The organism is Pseudomonas prosekii, from assembly GCF_900105155.1.
In the GTDB taxonomy this organism is placed as follows: Bacteria; Pseudomonadota; Gammaproteobacteria; order Pseudomonadales; family Pseudomonadaceae; genus Aquipseudomonas; species Aquipseudomonas prosekii.
In genome coordinates this window covers 463,780-478,475 of the sequence record NZ_LT629762.1, presented here as the reverse complement: position 1 = coordinate 478,475, position 14,696 = coordinate 463,780, and the positions used below count along the sequence as shown (strand labels likewise).

General features: G+C 60.6%; 15 protein-coding genes. 5 read left to right on the top strand and 10 right to left on the bottom strand.

The window, feature by feature from the left end:
- The first annotated feature begins 10 nt into the window (after nucleotides 1-10).
- Nucleotides 11-979 carry a Csu type fimbrial protein gene (locus tag BLU01_RS02200; protein WP_092270223.1) on the top strand — a complete coding sequence of 323 codons (969 nt, stop codon included), beginning with the start codon at nucleotides 11-13 and terminating at the stop codon, nucleotides 977-979.
- Between the two features lie 204 nt (nucleotides 980-1,183).
- Here BLU01_RS02200 and BLU01_RS02195 read toward each other — a convergent pair whose 3' ends face one another.
- The 4 genes from BLU01_RS02195 to BLU01_RS02185 form a co-directional block, all read right to left on the bottom strand.
- Nucleotides 1,184-2,008, bottom strand: a complete 825-nt coding sequence (locus BLU01_RS02195) for an IS3 family transposase (RefSeq protein WP_231987151.1) — start codon at nucleotides 2,006-2,008, stop codon at nucleotides 1,184-1,186.
- A gap of 8 nt (nucleotides 2,009-2,016) precedes the next feature.
- Entirely contained in the window at nucleotides 2,017-2,319 is a 303-nt protein-coding gene (locus tag BLU01_RS27900) for a transposase (protein WP_231987094.1), read from the bottom strand.
- Nucleotides 2,320-2,483: 164 nt separating this feature from the next.
- Entirely contained in the window at nucleotides 2,484-3,236 is a 753-nt protein-coding gene (locus BLU01_RS02190) for an anti-sigma factor family protein (protein WP_092270221.1), read from the bottom strand.
- On the bottom strand, nucleotides 3,233-3,739 hold the full coding sequence (locus BLU01_RS02185; protein WP_092270218.1) for an RNA polymerase sigma factor: 507 nt from the start codon (nucleotides 3,737-3,739) through the stop codon (nucleotides 3,233-3,235). Before BLU01_RS02185 ends, BLU01_RS02190 begins: the two co-directional genes overlap by 4 nt.
- Nucleotides 3,740-3,896: 157 nt before the next feature.
- Here BLU01_RS02185 and BLU01_RS02180 point away from each other — a divergent pair, with 157 nt between their 5' ends.
- Together BLU01_RS02180 and BLU01_RS02175 are read left to right on the top strand one after the other, a co-directional pair.
- Nucleotides 3,897-4,982 (top strand): catalase family peroxidase, encoded by a 1,086-nt coding sequence (locus BLU01_RS02180; protein WP_092270215.1) that lies wholly within the window; start codon nucleotides 3,897-3,899, stop codon nucleotides 4,980-4,982.
- The gene (locus tag BLU01_RS02175) at nucleotides 4,979-5,524 is read left to right on the top strand and encodes a cytochrome b (protein ID WP_092270212.1); all 546 of its coding nucleotides are present in this window, start codon (nucleotides 4,979-4,981) and stop codon (nucleotides 5,522-5,524) included. Before BLU01_RS02180 ends, BLU01_RS02175 begins: the two co-directional genes overlap by 4 nt.
- A gap of 92 nt (nucleotides 5,525-5,616) precedes the next feature.
- Here the strand turns inward: BLU01_RS02175 and BLU01_RS02170 are convergent, their stop codons facing one another.
- On the bottom strand, nucleotides 5,617-6,813 hold the full coding sequence (locus BLU01_RS02170) for an MFS transporter (RefSeq protein WP_092270209.1): 1,197 nt from the start codon (nucleotides 6,811-6,813) through the stop codon (nucleotides 5,617-5,619).
- 95 nt (nucleotides 6,814-6,908) lie between these two features.
- On the opposite strand from BLU01_RS02170, the gene BLU01_RS02165 reads away from it, so the two are divergent.
- Nucleotides 6,909-7,355 carry a winged helix-turn-helix transcriptional regulator gene (locus BLU01_RS02165; protein WP_092281422.1) on the top strand — a complete coding sequence of 149 codons (447 nt, stop codon included), beginning with the start codon at nucleotides 6,909-6,911 and terminating at the stop codon, nucleotides 7,353-7,355.
- 54 nt (nucleotides 7,356-7,409) lie between these two features.
- Here BLU01_RS02165 and BLU01_RS02160 read toward each other — a convergent pair whose 3' ends face one another.
- Both BLU01_RS02160 and BLU01_RS02155 read right to left on the bottom strand, forming a co-directional pair.
- On the bottom strand, nucleotides 7,410-8,561 hold the full coding sequence (locus BLU01_RS02160) for a M14 family metallopeptidase (protein ID WP_092270206.1): 1,152 nt from the start codon (nucleotides 8,559-8,561) through the stop codon (nucleotides 7,410-7,412).
- A gap of 481 nt (nucleotides 8,562-9,042) precedes the next feature.
- Nucleotides 9,043-9,384: a DUF6124 family protein gene (locus BLU01_RS02155; protein WP_092270203.1), complete on the bottom strand. Its 342-nt coding sequence runs from the start codon at nucleotides 9,382-9,384 to the stop codon at nucleotides 9,043-9,045.
- 129 nt (nucleotides 9,385-9,513) lie between these two features.
- On the opposite strand from BLU01_RS02155, the gene BLU01_RS02150 reads away from it, so the two are divergent.
- Entirely contained in the window at nucleotides 9,514-10,164 is a 651-nt protein-coding gene (locus BLU01_RS02150; RefSeq protein WP_092270200.1) for a LexA family protein, read from the top strand.
- Between the two features lie 44 nt (nucleotides 10,165-10,208).
- Here BLU01_RS02150 and BLU01_RS02145 read toward each other — a convergent pair whose 3' ends face one another.
- The 3 genes from BLU01_RS02145 to BLU01_RS02135 form a co-directional block, all read right to left on the bottom strand.
- Nucleotides 10,209-12,158, bottom strand: a complete 1,950-nt coding sequence (locus BLU01_RS02145; RefSeq protein WP_092270197.1) for an acetyl/propionyl/methylcrotonyl-CoA carboxylase subunit alpha — start codon at nucleotides 12,156-12,158, stop codon at nucleotides 10,209-10,211.
- Nucleotides 12,158-12,970: a gamma-carboxygeranoyl-CoA hydratase gene (locus BLU01_RS02140; RefSeq protein ID WP_092270194.1), complete on the bottom strand. Its 813-nt coding sequence runs from the start codon at nucleotides 12,968-12,970 to the stop codon at nucleotides 12,158-12,160. Before BLU01_RS02140 ends, BLU01_RS02145 begins: the two co-directional genes overlap by 1 nt.
- Before the next feature lie 107 nt (nucleotides 12,971-13,077).
- Complete coding sequence (locus BLU01_RS02135; protein ID WP_092270191.1) at nucleotides 13,078-14,685, bottom strand: carboxyl transferase domain-containing protein; 1,608 nt, start codon at nucleotides 14,683-14,685, stop codon at nucleotides 13,078-13,080.
- Between the last annotated feature and the right edge of the window lie 11 nt (nucleotides 14,686-14,696).

Below are 14,696 nucleotides of genomic sequence, written 5' to 3'. Positions count from 1 at the left end.
GATCAGGCCAATGGTCAGGTGTTTCTTCGCGTTGCTGGCGCTGTGCTTGCCGGGTTCGGCGTGGGCGCTGTGCTCGGTGGTCAGCACCACGCCGGTCGCGTTCGGTTCGCTGAGTTCGATCGCGGTGCGCACCACGGTGCAGAGCAGTTCGAGCCTCAACGCCGGGTTGAGCTGCACCGGTTCTTTGTTGTCGTTGCTGTCCGCCAATGACCATTTCTACACCACCGTCACCTCCAGCCAGAGCGGCCTGCGCGGCCCGACCGGCGACATCATCAACTACACGCTGTACGCCAACAATTCCACCAGCTACCCGCTGACCCGAGGCGTTGCCTTCGATTTCGCCCGCAATGGCATCATCGACGCGCTGGGGTTGCTCGGCAGCGTGGTGCCCAAGACTGTGCCGATTTTTTTACGCACGACCATCGGCAGCAACGTCGCAGCGGGGATCTACAGCGAAACCCTGAGCATTGCCTGGAGCTGGAATTATTGTTCCGGCCTCGGCATTGGCAATATCTGCGTGGGGCGCGACATCGGCAGCGGCAACACCACGTTGACGGTCAACCTGACTGTGGCGAATGACTGCACGATCACTGCGCCGAACATCAACTTCGGCAGCGCCCCGGTGATCAGCGCGTTTGCCCCGGTCACCGGCCAGACCATCAACCTGGCCTGCACCAAGGGCAGCGCCTATACCGTGGGGCTGAGCGATGGCCAGCAAGCCGTCAGCGTCGGCGGGCGCCGGCGGATGATTTCCGGGGGGAATTATCTGGCCTATGACATTTTCAAAAGCGCCGGCACCACGCGCTGGGGCAGTGTCGGCGCAGCGCGGCGAGCCAGCACCGATGCCGAGGTCAATCCCGGTAACGGCCTCGGCACCGGCAGCCAGGTGTTCAATTACAACGCGAAAATCTACAGCGACCAAAACACCCCGCCGGCCGGGACCTATCAGGACAGCGTGGTGCTGGATGTCGGATTTTGACTACCGCCCAAACTCAATGCAGGAGTGAGCCTGCTCGCGAAAGCGCCGGTTCATTCTCCGGGGATGGCGGCTGACAAATTGCTATCGCGAGCAAGCTCGCTCCCACAGTGGATTGGGTTGATTGCAATATTTATGAACGACGCTGCCCCCTGTGGGAGCGAGCTTGATCTGGTCAAGTAATCCTGGACACCAATTACGGTTTTTTCACGCCGCCATTTTCTCCATGGCGACCGGTGAACGGTAATCGTTGTAGCTATGGAGCCTGAAGTTGTTGTAGCGCACCACGTAGCGCTGCAAATCAGCCCGGGCTTCATACTCCGAGCGGTAACCGGCTTCAGGCACCCACTCTGATTTCAGACTTCCAAAGAAACGCTCCATCGGGGCGTTATCCCAGCATTCGCCTTTACGACTCATGCTTTGCCGCAGTCCATTCGCCAGCAACTCATTCCTGAACTTATGGCTGGTGTACTGGCAGCCTTGATCGGAGTGAAACAGCACGTCTTTGGGTTTGCCTCGCAGCTCAACCGCCATCCGTAGGGCCTCGCAGGTCAGCTCCGCATCCGAGATCATCGAAAACGCCCACCCCACGAGCCGGCGGGCGAACAGATCCAGAACCGCTGCAAAATACATCCACCGCGTGCCGACCTTGATGTACGTCACGTCCGCGCACCACACTTGGTTGATCGCCGTGACATCAAACTCGCGCTTAAGCACGTGCGGCGCCACCAAGGCTTCAACGCCAGATGACTTGTATTTGTGACGTCGGCGCTGACGACTGACCACGCCGGCTTCTCGCATCAAGCTGCGAGCCATGTGCCTCCCGACGCGATGCCCCTTGGCTTGCAGCTCCCTGGAAAGGGTGCGCGCCCCCGCGGAAGCTCTGGATTCCTTGTGATGCTCGACCAGCATGGCTTTGAGTTTCTCCCGCTCAGGGTTCACCTTGCCTTGGCGCTGACGCCAGGCATAAAAACTGCTGCGGCTGACTTCAAACACCCGGCAGCAGTCGTTAACGCCGTATCGCTCACCCAGCTCATTGATCAGTGAGAATGATCTTTGGCGTCCAAAAGCAGGAGAGCACTGGCCTTTTTTAGGATTTCGATATCCCGGTCTTTTTGCCTGAGCAAGGCTTTGAGTTCCTGGATTTCTCGCTGGTCAGCCGTGATCGCTTTGGCTCCCACCGGGGTCGAACCCTGGCGTTCTTTACGCACCTGATCGACCCAGCGACGCAAGGCGGTAGGGCCAATATCTAAACTGGCGCAAACCTCGGGAACCGATATCCCCTCATCCAGCACCATGCCAGCAGCCTTGAGTTTGAACTCAGTTGAATAAGAATTACGCATATCCAAAAACACCTCAGATTTGGGCGCCATCATAGCGCCCGATTGAAGTGTCCAAAATCATTAGGCCAGTTCAGCTTGCTCGCGATAGCGGTGTTTCAGTTACATCAATTTCGGCTGACACACCGTAATCGCGAGCAGGCTCGCTCCTACAGGGTTTTGTGTGGCTAAAACTGCTGTGTTTGCTTGAGCAGTTGCGCCGCTGGCGTGTCGTTCGGGCTGACCATTGCGTAGTTGTACCCGGCGCCCGACCAGTACTCGGCCTGCAACTCGCCATCGCTGCGACTGCCGCGCGGCAGCAGGTAGTTTTTTGGTCCCGGTGGGCGCACGTAGAAACTGATCTTGTGCCCGCCCGCGTCCTCATAAACCACCATCGCCGCCGGCCCTTGCTCGGTGCTGAGCAAGCGCCCGCTGACCGGTTTGAACCCTGCGTTCGCCAGGTCCGGCAGACGATTGGCCTGGGTGAAATAGCGGTCGAGCCAACGCTGCATATCGCCGTCATCGCTGACTTTGTAATCCGCCGGCATCACGCCTTGCTGCGCAAACAAGCGGTACGCCTGCATCGCATCGGCCATGGGCGGCTGGGCGCTGACGAGGGCGATCTCGCGTGCTTTCCAGCCACCAAAACCGCCGACACTGACTGCAATCAGCAACACCGCCGCGCTGGCCAGATTGCGTCGGGACTGACGTTTCAGGCGCTGGCGAACCAGCGCCGAGTCAAGCTGCGGATTAGCCGTCTGCTGCAACGCGCCACTCAGCGCCGCGCGCAGTTGCTGGGCGTCCTGTTGCCAGGCGCGTACCTGTGCGCAAACGTCGGCGTTGCTTGTCAGAAAAGTCTCCACCAGACGTCGGTCGGCGTCGCTGAGTTGGTGATCGACGTAGGCGTGCAGGTCACGCTCGCTTGGGGGCATGCTGATCATTTGAGTCTCCGCAGGGAAGGGCGGCTGATTTCGCCGTCGCTGAGTTCGCGCAAGGCCTGGCGGGCGCGGGACAGGCGGGACATCACGGTGCCAGTCGGGACGCCGAGAATCTCGGCGACCTCTTTATACGTCAGGCCTTCGACCGACACCCAGAGCAGCAACGCGCGCTGTTCGGTGTTGAGCTGGTCGAAGGCTTGCAGGGTCGATTGGGCGATCACCGTGCGCTCGACCGAAGGCTGCGCATCGTCACGTCCGGTAAAGAATTCGAGCATGCGCGCGTAACGCCGGGAGCGCCGGTGCGCGTCGAGAAACTGCCGATACAGAATCGCAAACAGCCAGGCGCGCAGGTCTCCGTCGGGGCGTTTGTCGCTCCAACTCGACAGCGCTTTTTCCAGACTGGCCTGGACCAGATCGTCGGCGCCGCTGGCGTTGCGCGTCAACGACACGGCAAACCGGCGCAGTCTGGGAATGATTTCCCGCAGTTGTTCGTCGATATCGTGCATGAAGTTCCGGCCAGTCACTACGCTAGGACTAGGAAGACGTACGGCATTCGAGGTTATTCCACGCCCGCAAAAATAAATACCGGGCGATGGAATAAACCTGCGCGGGGTGCGTCTGGCTGATTCTTCTCACTTGTGGCCGCTGGCCCTGGAGTCTTTCATGGTAGATCGCTCAACACCGCCCAACCGGCCGCCGCTGAGCAGCGCCAGCCTGATTGCGCGCCTGGCTGGCATCGGCGTGATCGTCGCGGCAGTTGCCGGGGCTTTTGCCTACGTCAACGGCACTTTTGACCCACAACGGCTGACCCCGAAAAAATTGATCAACGTGCTCGAAACCAACAACGGCGTGCACCCGGGTTTCCGCCGTAATCACTCGAAAGGCGTGTGCGTAATCGGTCATTTCGAGAGCAGCGGGGAAGCGCGCAGCTATTCCAGCGCGCAAGTGTTCAACGACCCGCAGACCCCGGTGGTCGGCCGTTTTGCGTTACCGGCGGGCAGCCCGTACGCGCCGGACAGCAGCGTGCCGATCCGCAGCCTGGCGTTACGTTTTACCCAAGCCAATGGCCAACAGTGGCGCACCGGGATGAACAGCATGCCGGTGTTCCCGGTGGGCACGCCCGAGGCGTTTTATCAGTTGCAGCAAGCGCAATCGCCGGACCCGGCCACCGGTAAACCGAACCCGGCGGCGGTCCCGGCATTCTTTGGTTCGCATCCGGAAGCGGGGCCGTTCCTGGCCTGGATCAAGACGGCCAAGCCGTCGGCGAGCTACGTGACGGAAACCTACAACAGCGTCAACGCGTTCTATCTGGTGAATGCGGCGGGGCAAAAGCAAGCCGTGCGCTGGAGCATGGTTCCGCTGGCGCAGGACGCGGCCGGGGCGACGGCGCCTGAAGGCGCGGATTTCCTTGAGAAAGACTTGGTGCAACGGATCGGCGCAGGTCCGCTGCGTTTCCAGTTGAACCTGACGTTGGCCAACGCTGACGATCCGGTGAACGACGCCAGCAAATCCTGGCCCGCCGGGCGCAAAGTGATCAACGCCGGGACGTTGGTGCTCAACGCTACCCAGCCGCAACTGGACGGCGAGTGCCGCGACATCAACTACGATCCGCTGGTGTTGCCGGCCGGCATCGAAGGCTCCGCCGACCCATTGCTCGCTGCGCGCTCGGCCGGTTACGCGAGTTCCTACTTGCGCCGCACCAGCGAAGTCAGTCAGTTGCCCGCCGCTAAACAGGAGGCTAAACAATGAGCGCCCAACCGAAACATTTCGCCCCGCTGGCGCGCCTGTTGCACTGGCTGATGGCGCTGATGATTATCGCGATGCTGTTTATCGGCGCCGGCATGGTGGCCTCGGTGTCCGAACGTCATGAATGGCTGATTCACCTGCACAAGCCGTTGGGCATTGCGATTTTGTTGCTGGTGATCGTGCGCCTGGTGGTGCGTTTCTCGACGCAACAGCCGCCGCTGCCGGCGGATTTGCCGAGTTGGCAAGCGCTGGCGGCCAAGGCATCGCACGTGTTGCTGTATGCGTTGATGCTGATTTTGCCGTTGCTCGGCTGGGCGATGATTTCCGCTGCTGGCGACCCGGTGATGCTCAGCAGTTCGTTGCAATTGCCATCGATCATGCCGGCTGATGCCCAAGTATTTGCTTTGCTGCGCAAGGCGCACGGGTATCTGGCGTACCTGCTGTTTCTGACGGTATTGCTGCACTTGGCGGCGGCGCTGTTCCATGGCTGGGTGCGCCGCGATGATGTGCTGGACAGCATGTTGCGGGGTAAGGATCACATCTGATTCGCGCATCTTCGCGCATCTTATGTAGCAGCTGCCGAGCACCGCGAGGCTGCGATTGGCGCCAGTCGCAGCCTCGCGGTGCTCGGCAGCTGCTACAGGGGATGGGGAAGTGTCTGGGGTTTGGCGGCCAGGGTCAGCCACCAATACAGCAACGCCACGCTGTTGATTCCGGCGCCGAGCCAACACACGCCAATCCATCCGGCCCACGCATACATCGCCGTCGAGCCGATCGACCCCAGCGCGCTGCCAATCGAGTAAAACAGCATGTACCCGGCAGTCAGGCGACTTTGCGCTTCGGGCCGCACGCTGTAGATCATGCTTTGGCTGGTGACGTGCACCGCTTGCAGACCCAGATCCAGGGTAATAACCCCCAGCAGCAGCGCCCACAGCGAAGATTGCGTCAGCGCGATGGGCAACCACGACGCGAGCATCAACAGCAGCGATAACCCGCTGGTCCATTGCCCCAAACCGCGATCCGCCCAATGCCCCGCGCGCGCCGCCCCGAGTGCGCCAGCGGCACCGGCGAGTCCGAATAATCCGATTTGGGTGTGGGACAACGACAGCGGCGGCGCGCTCAGCGGCAAGACCATCGGCGTCCACAACACCATCGCGCTGGCGAAGGTCAGCAACGCGAGGATCGCCCGTTGGCGCAGCACCGGTTCTTCTTTAAACAGCGTAAACACCGAGCCGATCAGCGCCGCGTAAGAATGTGCCGGTTGCGCGGCTTCGTGCTTCGGCAACACGCGCAATAGCAGCAGCGCCATCAGCAAGGTCAAAGCTGCCGACAGCCAATAAATCGAGCGCCAACCGGCCAGATCGGCCATGCCGCCGGCGACCGTTCGCGCGAGCAGAATGCCGACGACGATGCCGCTGGTGACCACGCCGACCACGCGCCCGCGCTGAGCGGGAATGGCCAGGGTCGCGGCGTAGGCGACCAAAACTTGGGTGACCACCGCGAGCAATCCGGTCAACGCCATGCCGATCAGCAGCCAGACGCTGCTTTGCGCCAACGCGATTATCAGCAACGCCAGCGCCGACAACAGCGTTTGCGTGACGATCAAGCGCCGACGATTGAGCAGATCCCCCAGCGGCACCAGCAACAACAGCCCCACGCCGTAACCGACCTGGGTCAGCGTGACGACGATGCCGATGGTCGCTGGGTTCATGCCGAAGGCGTCGGCCATCGCGTCGAGCAGCGGTTGCGCGTAATACACGTTGCCGACAGCGAGACCGCAGGCGACAGCGAACAGCAACACCACGCCGCTGTTCAAGGATTGATTGGGCTTCATGCCAGGCTCCTGATGTGGTTTCAAAATAAAACCAGTTGTACGGTAAGGAGACTGGTTTTATATTGCAACCACATTTGCAGTCTGCGAGCGCGATCATGGTCAAACGTACAAGCATGCAAGACGCCGAATGCCCGGTGGCACGGTCGCTGGACGCGATTGGTGATTGGTGGTCTTTGCTGATCGTGCGCGATGCGTTCGATGGCATCCGCCGGTTCGGCGAGTTTCAGCGAAGTCTGGGCATGGCCAAGAACATCCTTTCGGCGCGCCTGCGCACCTTGGTCACGCATGGGATTTTCGACTTGGTGCCGGCGTCGGACGGCAGCGCTTATCAGGAATACGTGCTGACGGAAAAGGGCCAGGGCCTGTTCCCGTTGATCATCGGTTTGCGCCAGTGGGGCGAGGCGTTTTTCTTTGCGGCGGGGGAGGCGCGTTCACAAGTGGTGGATCGTCAGCACGGCAAACCGATACGCGCGCTGGAGTTGCGCGCCGAGGATGGACGATTGTTGGGGCCGGAGGATTGCGTGCGGTTGCCCGCAAACTGAAAGATCGCAGCTTCTCAGGACTCGAAGGCTGCGATCTTTGTGTTTGAAGGATGATCAGCGGACGCTTTCGATCATCTCGGCAACAGTGGTCAGTACGTCTTTACCCAACTGTTTCGAGCGTTTGCCCGACCAGCCTGTCAACGGGTTCGGCGCGTCGTTGTTGTCCTTGAAGGGCATTTCCAGGGTCAGCGACAGGCAATCGAATTTCTGCCCGACGCTGTTACAGGCCAGGGTCATGTTGGCCTGGCCCGGCAGGTCGCGGGTGTAGCCGTATTTGGTCTGGAAGTCCTTGGTCAGATGCTTCAAGTGATTGCGGAAATGCGTCTCCAGCTCTTCGATGCGCGGCGTGTAACCTGGATTGCCTTCGCATCCAGCGGTGAAGATGTAGGGGATTTCCTCATCGCCGTGAATATCGAGAAACAGATCGACGCCGTACTGCTCCATCTGTTGCTGGACAAAATACACTTCCGGGCTGATTTCCGGCGTGGCGTTTTGCCAGGCGCGGTTTAGGTCCTGGCCCATGGCGTTGGTGCGCAAATGGCCGTAGAACGCGCCGTCCGGGTTCATGTTCGGCACCAGGTACAGGTCGGCTTTGGCCAGGAGTTTTTGCAGCACTGGGTCGTCGTGTTTTTCCAGGCGTTCGATCACGCCTTCCATGAACCACTCGGCCATGTGCTCGCCGGGATGTTGCTGCGCGATGATCCAGACTTTGCGCTGGCCAGCCGCGCCGGTGCCTTTGCGCAGTAATTGAATGTCGCGACCTTCAACGCTTTTGCCGGTGGCCAGCACCTCGGTGCCAGCCTTGGTCAGCGCCTGCTCGATCAGCCAGTCGTGACGACCACGGCTGTACGGTTCGAAATAGGCAAACCAGGCGTGAGTGGCCGTCGCTTCGAGGCTGAAGCGCAGGCAATCGCCTTCAAAAATGGTCGGTACGCGGAACCAATTGACGTGGTCGTAGGACGCCACCGCCTGATAACCGTCCCAGGCTTTGTTGTACGAGGATTTGCTCGCATTGTTCAGGCGAAACCAATGCTCTTGACCGACATGCAGGCCGCTGGCCTTGAAGTGGAACCACTGGAAATGTTGGCTGCGTGTGTCCGGCTTGATCGCCAGAAGGGCCTGCAACGGGTTGCTGATGTCCAGCACTTCAATGTTGCCGCTGTCAAAATTGGCGCTGATGTCGAAAGAGGATTTAGCCACGGTCATAGTCGGTTCCTGATTATGATTTTATGGCTGCTACTTTACACGCAAGGAGGGGGGGAATCGGCGGAAAAATTGGGGGTGGAGCGGGGGCGTCCTCCATGACGCGCAGGCAGCTTAGAGAGTGTGCGATTGATTCTCAAGTGCTAATTGGGATTAGTTTGGCCCAATGCCGGCGGGGTTCTCTTGCCAACGGACATTCTTTTGATATGATGCCGGCCATCGAATTAGCAGCACCTACAGTCTTCATTAGCCTGAAGCCAAAGCCAGAATAACTGGCAAAAAAAGACCCGGCAAAAAGCCGGGTCAAAAACCGTGATTAGCCTGATGAGGAGATAGTCCAGGAGACCGACCTAAGGTCCTCTGGTCCATCGACTGATCTCGCGACCAGCTGCATGCAATAATAATCATTCTCGTTTGCAAGTCAAATGATTTTATCTGCGCGATTGGAAAACTCTTTCCTGTCCTCCGTCAAACCTCGTGTTCTTCAATCTTCCTGATCGCCATCCAGCGAGCGGTCGACCATGGCCTGCGCCATATCAATCATGTGCACCACTGAAAACGCCAACGCGCGATGCGAGCCTTGCAGGTTGTCTGCCGATTCCTGCGCGGTGGCGGCGGCACAGCGCAGCAGGTCCGAGGCGTGCACCAAGGCCTCCTCGCAGCTGACATTGCGATTGACGTCGAAGAAACGCGACTGGATGACCACCTCTGAAACAGCTGGTTTCAAGTAATAATCCAACGCTCGTTGCGCGGCGGCGCAGCCTTTTGGCGAGGTGAATGTGGTGTCGATTTGCTGCTCTGGCGTGTCCTGGCTGGGGATTGTCATGATGCTGGTGAACTCCGTGATAGATTCAGATCCGTGATTCCATCTTAATACGTGCTGTATTTGTGACGAATATTTAAATACTACAATTTGTGTTTTGCGGGTCGGAGAGCCCCACGTATCGTGCCGCACATGGATAAATGGATTGAATTGGTCAAGGCCAAAATGAGTGAACTCAAAATCACTCAAGAGATACTCGCAGAGCGCCTCGGGATGTCCCAGGGCGGCGTCGGCCACTGGCTCAACAAACGTCGCGACCCTGGCGTCGAGAACATGAACCGCGTGTTGAAAGCGCTGGGCATGGAGTTTCTCGAAGTAGCGCTGGTGATCCGCGAACGCGTGGAATCGGAAGAGGACGAGATGCCGCTGGCGCTCAAATACAACCCATACTTCCGCTACCCGGTCAGCGATTGGCGGGAGCCGGCGCAATTGCGCGACGGTGAACTGACGGTGTATCGCAAGAACGAGCGCTACGAGCTCACCGACTATCACGCGCAGGGCCCGGCGTTCTGGCTCTCGGTAGTCGGTGACGCGATGACCGCGCCCAGTGGTTTCAGTGTTGCCGAAGGGATGATGATTCTGGTCGACCCGGCCATCGTTCCGGAGCCCGGCAAACTGGTGATCGCGCAGTGGCCGGATACCGACGAGGCGACCTTTCGCAAACTGATGGAAGAGGGCGGCCAGCGTTACCTGGTCCCGCTCAATCCCACCTACCCGAAAGCCCTGTTTACCGAGGATTGCCGAATTATCGGCGTAGTGGTTCAGGCAACCGCAAAATTCTGATCAGATCGGTCCGCGCAAGGTGATGCGCAGGACCGATCTCCATTTCACCCTTCTTCCAGCTCGACCAACGCACTGCCTTCGCTGACCATCTCGCCTTCCTGGCAATACAACGCCTTGATCACCCCGGCATGTGGCGCACGAATGCTGTGCTCCATTTTCATCGCTTCGAGCACCACCAATTGCGCCCCGGCTTCGACCGTTTGCCCGGTCTCGACCAACACCCGGACAATGCTGCCGTTCATTGGCGCGGTCAGACCGCCCTGATGGCTGTGGCTGGATTCAACCGCTGCGATCGGATCGTAAGCCTCGACCCGACGCAATTCGCCTTGCCATTGCAGATACAAACTGTCGCCGCGGCGGATCGCCCGATGCTGGCGGCGCACGCCGTTATCGTCGATCAGCAACTGTTCGCCGCTGATCTGTGCGTTGCTCACATCGCCCAGGGTCAACGCGCGATCTTGACCTTCGCAACTCAAATGCACGCTGATTTCTTTCGGCAGTCCTGAGCGAAAACCACTGTTGATCGCCCATGGCGAACCCGGATCGTCGCTGCGCGTCAGCGATGGCTGACCTTGCGCGAACGCTTGTGCCGCCGCTTGCCAGAATGGGTCGCTGAGCTCGGCGGGCGCCGGCAGCAATTGCTCCTGATAACGCGGGATAAACCCGGTATCCAGCTCCGCCGCGGCAAACGCCGGATGAGCGATGATCCGCCGCAGGAAATTGATGTTGGTCTTCAGCCCGCCAATCGCGAACTCATCGAGCATGCTCAACAAGCGCAGGCGCGCCTGTTCACGGTCCTCGCCCCACGCGATCAGCTTGCCGAGCATCGGGTCATAGAACGGCGAAATCTCGTCACCTTCCTCAACCCCGCTGTCCACCCGGCGCCCCGGCCCAGCGGCCGACTCGCGGTACAACTCCAGCCGTCCGGTCGCCGGTAAAAAGTCATTGCCCGGATCTTCGGCGTACAGCCGCACTTCGATGGCATGGCCGATCAGCGGCACTTCAGCCTGGGTCATCGGCAACGCTTCACCGCGCGCCACGCGAATCTGCCACGCCACCAGATCGAGGCCGGTGATTGCTTCGGTCACCGGGTGCTCGACTTGCAGGCGCGTGTTCATTTCCATGAAGAAAAACTCGCCGCGCGAATCCAGCAAAAACTCGACGGTGCCGGCGCCGACGTAACCAATCGCTTGCGCCGAACGCACCGCCGCTTCGCCCATCGCCCGCCGCAGTTCCGCGCTCAAGCCTGGCGCCGGTGCTTCTTCGACGACTTTCTGATGGCGGCGCTGGATCGAGCAATCACGTTCATTCAGGTACAGGCAGTTGCCGTGTTGGTCGGCAAACACCTGAATTTCGACGTGGCGCGGCTTGAGCAGATACTTCTCGACCAACATCCGCGAATCGCCAAATGACGATTTCGCTTCACGTTGCGCCGAGGCCAGGGCTTCGGCCAGTTGGCTGACGTCCTCGACCACTTTCATGCCTTTGCCGCCGCCGCCCGCCGTGGCTTTGAGCAACACCGGATAACCGATGCGCTCGCAGGCGTCGCGGAAGGTGTCGAGGTCCTGGGCTTCGCCGTGATAGCCCGGCACCAGTGGCACGCCAGCGGTTTCCATCAAGGCTTTGGCCGCCGATTTACTGCCCATGGCGTCGATGGCCGAGGCGGGCGGGCCGAGGAAAATCAGCCCGGCGGCTTCGATGGCGCGGGCGAATTCGGCGTTTTCCGAGAGAAAGCCGTAACCCGGATGAATCGCCTGAGCGCCACTGGCCTTGGCCGCAGCGATCAGCTTATCGATCTGCAAATAGCTCTCGGCAGCCTTGCTGCCGCCGAGGTCGACGCGGATATCCGCCTCGCGGCTGTGCCGGGCGTCGCGGTCGGTGGCGCTGTGTACGGCAACGGTGGTCAGGCCCAGGGCTTTGGCGGTGCGCATCACGCGGCAGGCAATTTCGCCGCGGTTGGCCACCAGCAGGGTGGTGAGAACAGGTGCGCTCATCAACGCGGCTCCTTGGTGGATTCGGCTTGCCAGTTCGGCGGACGTTTTTGCAGAAAGGCGCGCAGACCTTCCTGACCTTCAGGGCTGACCCGAATGCGCGCAATCGCGTTTTCGGTGTAGCGGCGCAGCGCCGGCGTCAGCGCACCGTGGCCGACTTCGCGCAGTAAATCCTTGCTCGTGCGCATTGCCGCCGGGCTGTTGAGCAGCAGGTTGTCGATCCATTGCTCGACCTTCTGGTCCAGTTCGGCGAGCGGATAACTCTCTGCCAGCAAACCGATTTCCCGCGCTCGTTGCCCGCCGAAACGTTCGGCGGTCAGCGCATAACGCCGCGCCGCACGCTCGCCGATGGCTTGTACGACGAACGGGCTGATCACCGCTGGCGCCAAGCCAATGCGCGCTTCCGACAGGCAGAACTGCGCGTCATCGGCGCCAATCGCCATGTCGCAGCAACTGATCAGGCCCAGCGCGCCTCCGTACGCCGCGCCTTGCACCACGGCCAGAGTGGGGATTTTCAGTTTGGCGAGGTTGTACATCAGCTCCGCGAGTTCGCGCGCGTCGTCGAGGTTGGTGTGGTAATCGAGCTCGGCGGATTGCTGCATCCAGGCCAGGTCGGCGCCAGCGCTGAAATGCTTGCCGCGTCCGCGAACCAGCAGGAAACGCAGGCTCGCATCGCCGCCAACCTTGTCCAGCGCGAGGATCAGTTCGCGGATCATTTCGGCGTTGAAGGCGTTGTTCTTTTCTTCACGGCTGAGCCACAGGGTGGCGAAACCCCGTGGGTCGGTCAGCAGTTCGAGGGTGTTGAAGTCGCTCATAATTGTCCGTCTCCACAACTCATCTCATTTGTGGGATTGCTTGCGCTGCGATTGCCTTGCAATCGACGGGGGCAAGCCCCCTCGCCACACAAGCCTGCTCCCACAAATCACATCCGGAACACGCCGAAGCGGCTCGGTTCGATTGGCGCGTTCAGCGACGCGGACAAGGCCAGCGCCAGCACGTCGCGGGTCTGCGCCGGGTCAATGACGCCGTCGTCCCACAAGCGCGCGCTGGAATAATACGGATGACCTTGCTCTTCATATTGGTCGAGGATCGGCTGCTTGATCTGCGCTTCCTGCTCGGCGCTGAACGCCTGGCCACTGCGTTCGGCCTGCTCGCGTTTGACCTGCACCAGCACGCCCGCCGCTTGCTCGGCGCCCATCACGCCGATCCGCGCGTTCGGCCACATCCACAGGAACCGTGGATCGTAGGCGCGGCCGCACATGCCGTAGTTACCGGCGCCGAAGCTGCCGCCGATGATCACGGTGAATTTCGGCACTTTGGCGCAGGCCACGGCGGTCACCAGTTTGGCGCCGTGCTTGGCAATGCCGCCGGCCTCGTATTTCTGCCCGACCATGAACCCGGTGATGTTCTGCAAAAACAGCAGCGGAATCCCGCGCTGGCAGGCCAGTTCAATGAAGTGCGCGCCTTTTTGCGCGGCTTCGGCGAAGAGAATGCCGTTGTTGGCGAGGATCGCGATCGGGTAACCGTGCAGGTGGGAAAAGCCGCAGACCAACGTGGTCCCGAACAGCGCTTTAAATTCGTCGAACACCGAACCGTCGACCAGTCGCGCGATGACTTCGCGCACGTCGAATGGCTGTTTGGCGTCGGCCGAAACCACGCCATACAACTCATCGCTGGCGTACAGCGGCGCGATCGGCAAGCGTTGTTGCAGTTCGCCGAGCTTGCGCCAGTTGAGGTTGGCGACACTGCGGCGGGCGATGGCCAAGGCGTGTTCATCGCTTTCGGCGTAGTGGTCGGCGACCCCGGAAATCTTGCAATGCACATCGGCACCGCCAAGATCCTCGGCGCTGACCACTTCGCCGGTCGCGGCTTTTACCAGCGGCGGACCGGCGAGGAAAATCGTCGCTTGCTGGCGCACCATGATCGCTTCGTCGGCCATTGCCGGCACGTAAGCGCCGCCAGCGGTGCACGAGCCCATGACCACGGCAATCTGCGGAATGCCCATGGCGCTCATGTTGGCCTGGTTGAAAAAGATCCGGCCGAAGTGCTCGCGGTCCGGGAACACTTCATCCTGACGCGGCAAATTGGCGCCGCCGGAATCCACCAGATAGATGCACGGCAGGCGGTTTTGCTGGGCGATGGTCTGGGCGCGCAGGTGTTTTTTCACGGTCAACGGATAGTACGAGCCACCTTTTACCGTCGCATCGTTGGCGACGATCATGCATTCGACGCCTTCGACGCGGCCGATTCCGGCAATCACGCCCGCCGCTGGAACCTCTTCGCCATACACTTCGTAGGCCGCCAGTTGGCTGATTTCGAGGAACGGCGAACCCGGATCAAGCAGCCGGTTGATGCGCTCACGCGGCAGCAATTTGCCGCGCGAGGTGTGCCGTTCTTGCGCCTTCGGGCCACCACCTTGCTGCACTTGGGCAAGAATGGTGTGCAGGGCGTCGACCTGTTGGAGCATCGCCGCGCTGTTGGCCGCGAACTCCGCCGAACGCGGGTTGAGCTGGGTATGCAGGATAGCCATGGACAGCTCCG

Coding starts and splice junctions, on each gene's coding strand:
- BLU01_RS02160 (WP_092270206.1), bottom strand. CDS start 8,561: ATGACCGTGGCTAAATCCTCTTTCGACATCAGCGCCAATTTTGACAGC.
- BLU01_RS02155 (WP_092270203.1), bottom strand. CDS start 9,384: ATGACAATCCCCAGCCAGGACACGCCAGAGCAGCAAATCGACACCACA.
- BLU01_RS27900 (WP_231987094.1), bottom strand. CDS start 2,319: ATGCGTAATTCTTATTCAACTGAGTTCAAACTCAAGGCTGCTGGCATG.
- BLU01_RS02200 (WP_092270223.1), top strand. CDS start 11: ATGGTCAGGTGTTTCTTCGCGTTGCTGGCGCTGTGCTTGCCGGGTTCG.
- BLU01_RS02135 (WP_092270191.1), bottom strand. CDS start 14,685: ATGGCTATCCTGCATACCCAGCTCAACCCGCGTTCGGCGGAGTTCGCG.
- BLU01_RS02150 (WP_092270200.1), top strand. CDS start 9,514: ATGGATAAATGGATTGAATTGGTCAAGGCCAAAATGAGTGAACTCAAA.
- BLU01_RS02140 (WP_092270194.1), bottom strand. CDS start 12,970: ATGAGCGACTTCAACACCCTCGAACTGCTGACCGACCCACGGGGTTTC.
- BLU01_RS02145 (WP_092270197.1), bottom strand. CDS start 12,158: ATGAGCGCACCTGTTCTCACCACCCTGCTGGTGGCCAACCGCGGCGAA.
- BLU01_RS02190 (WP_092270221.1), bottom strand. CDS start 3,236: ATGATCAGCATGCCCCCAAGCGAGCGTGACCTGCACGCCTACGTCGAT.
- BLU01_RS02175 (WP_092270212.1), top strand. CDS start 4,979: ATGAGCGCCCAACCGAAACATTTCGCCCCGCTGGCGCGCCTGTTGCAC.
- BLU01_RS02180 (WP_092270215.1), top strand. CDS start 3,897: ATGGTAGATCGCTCAACACCGCCCAACCGGCCGCCGCTGAGCAGCGCC.
- BLU01_RS02185 (WP_092270218.1), bottom strand. CDS start 3,739: ATGCACGATATCGACGAACAACTGCGGGAAATCATTCCCAGACTGCGC.
- BLU01_RS02170 (WP_092270209.1), bottom strand. CDS start 6,813: ATGAAGCCCAATCAATCCTTGAACAGCGGCGTGGTGTTGCTGTTCGCT.
- BLU01_RS02165 (WP_092281422.1), top strand. CDS start 6,909: ATGGTCAAACGTACAAGCATGCAAGACGCCGAATGCCCGGTGGCACGG.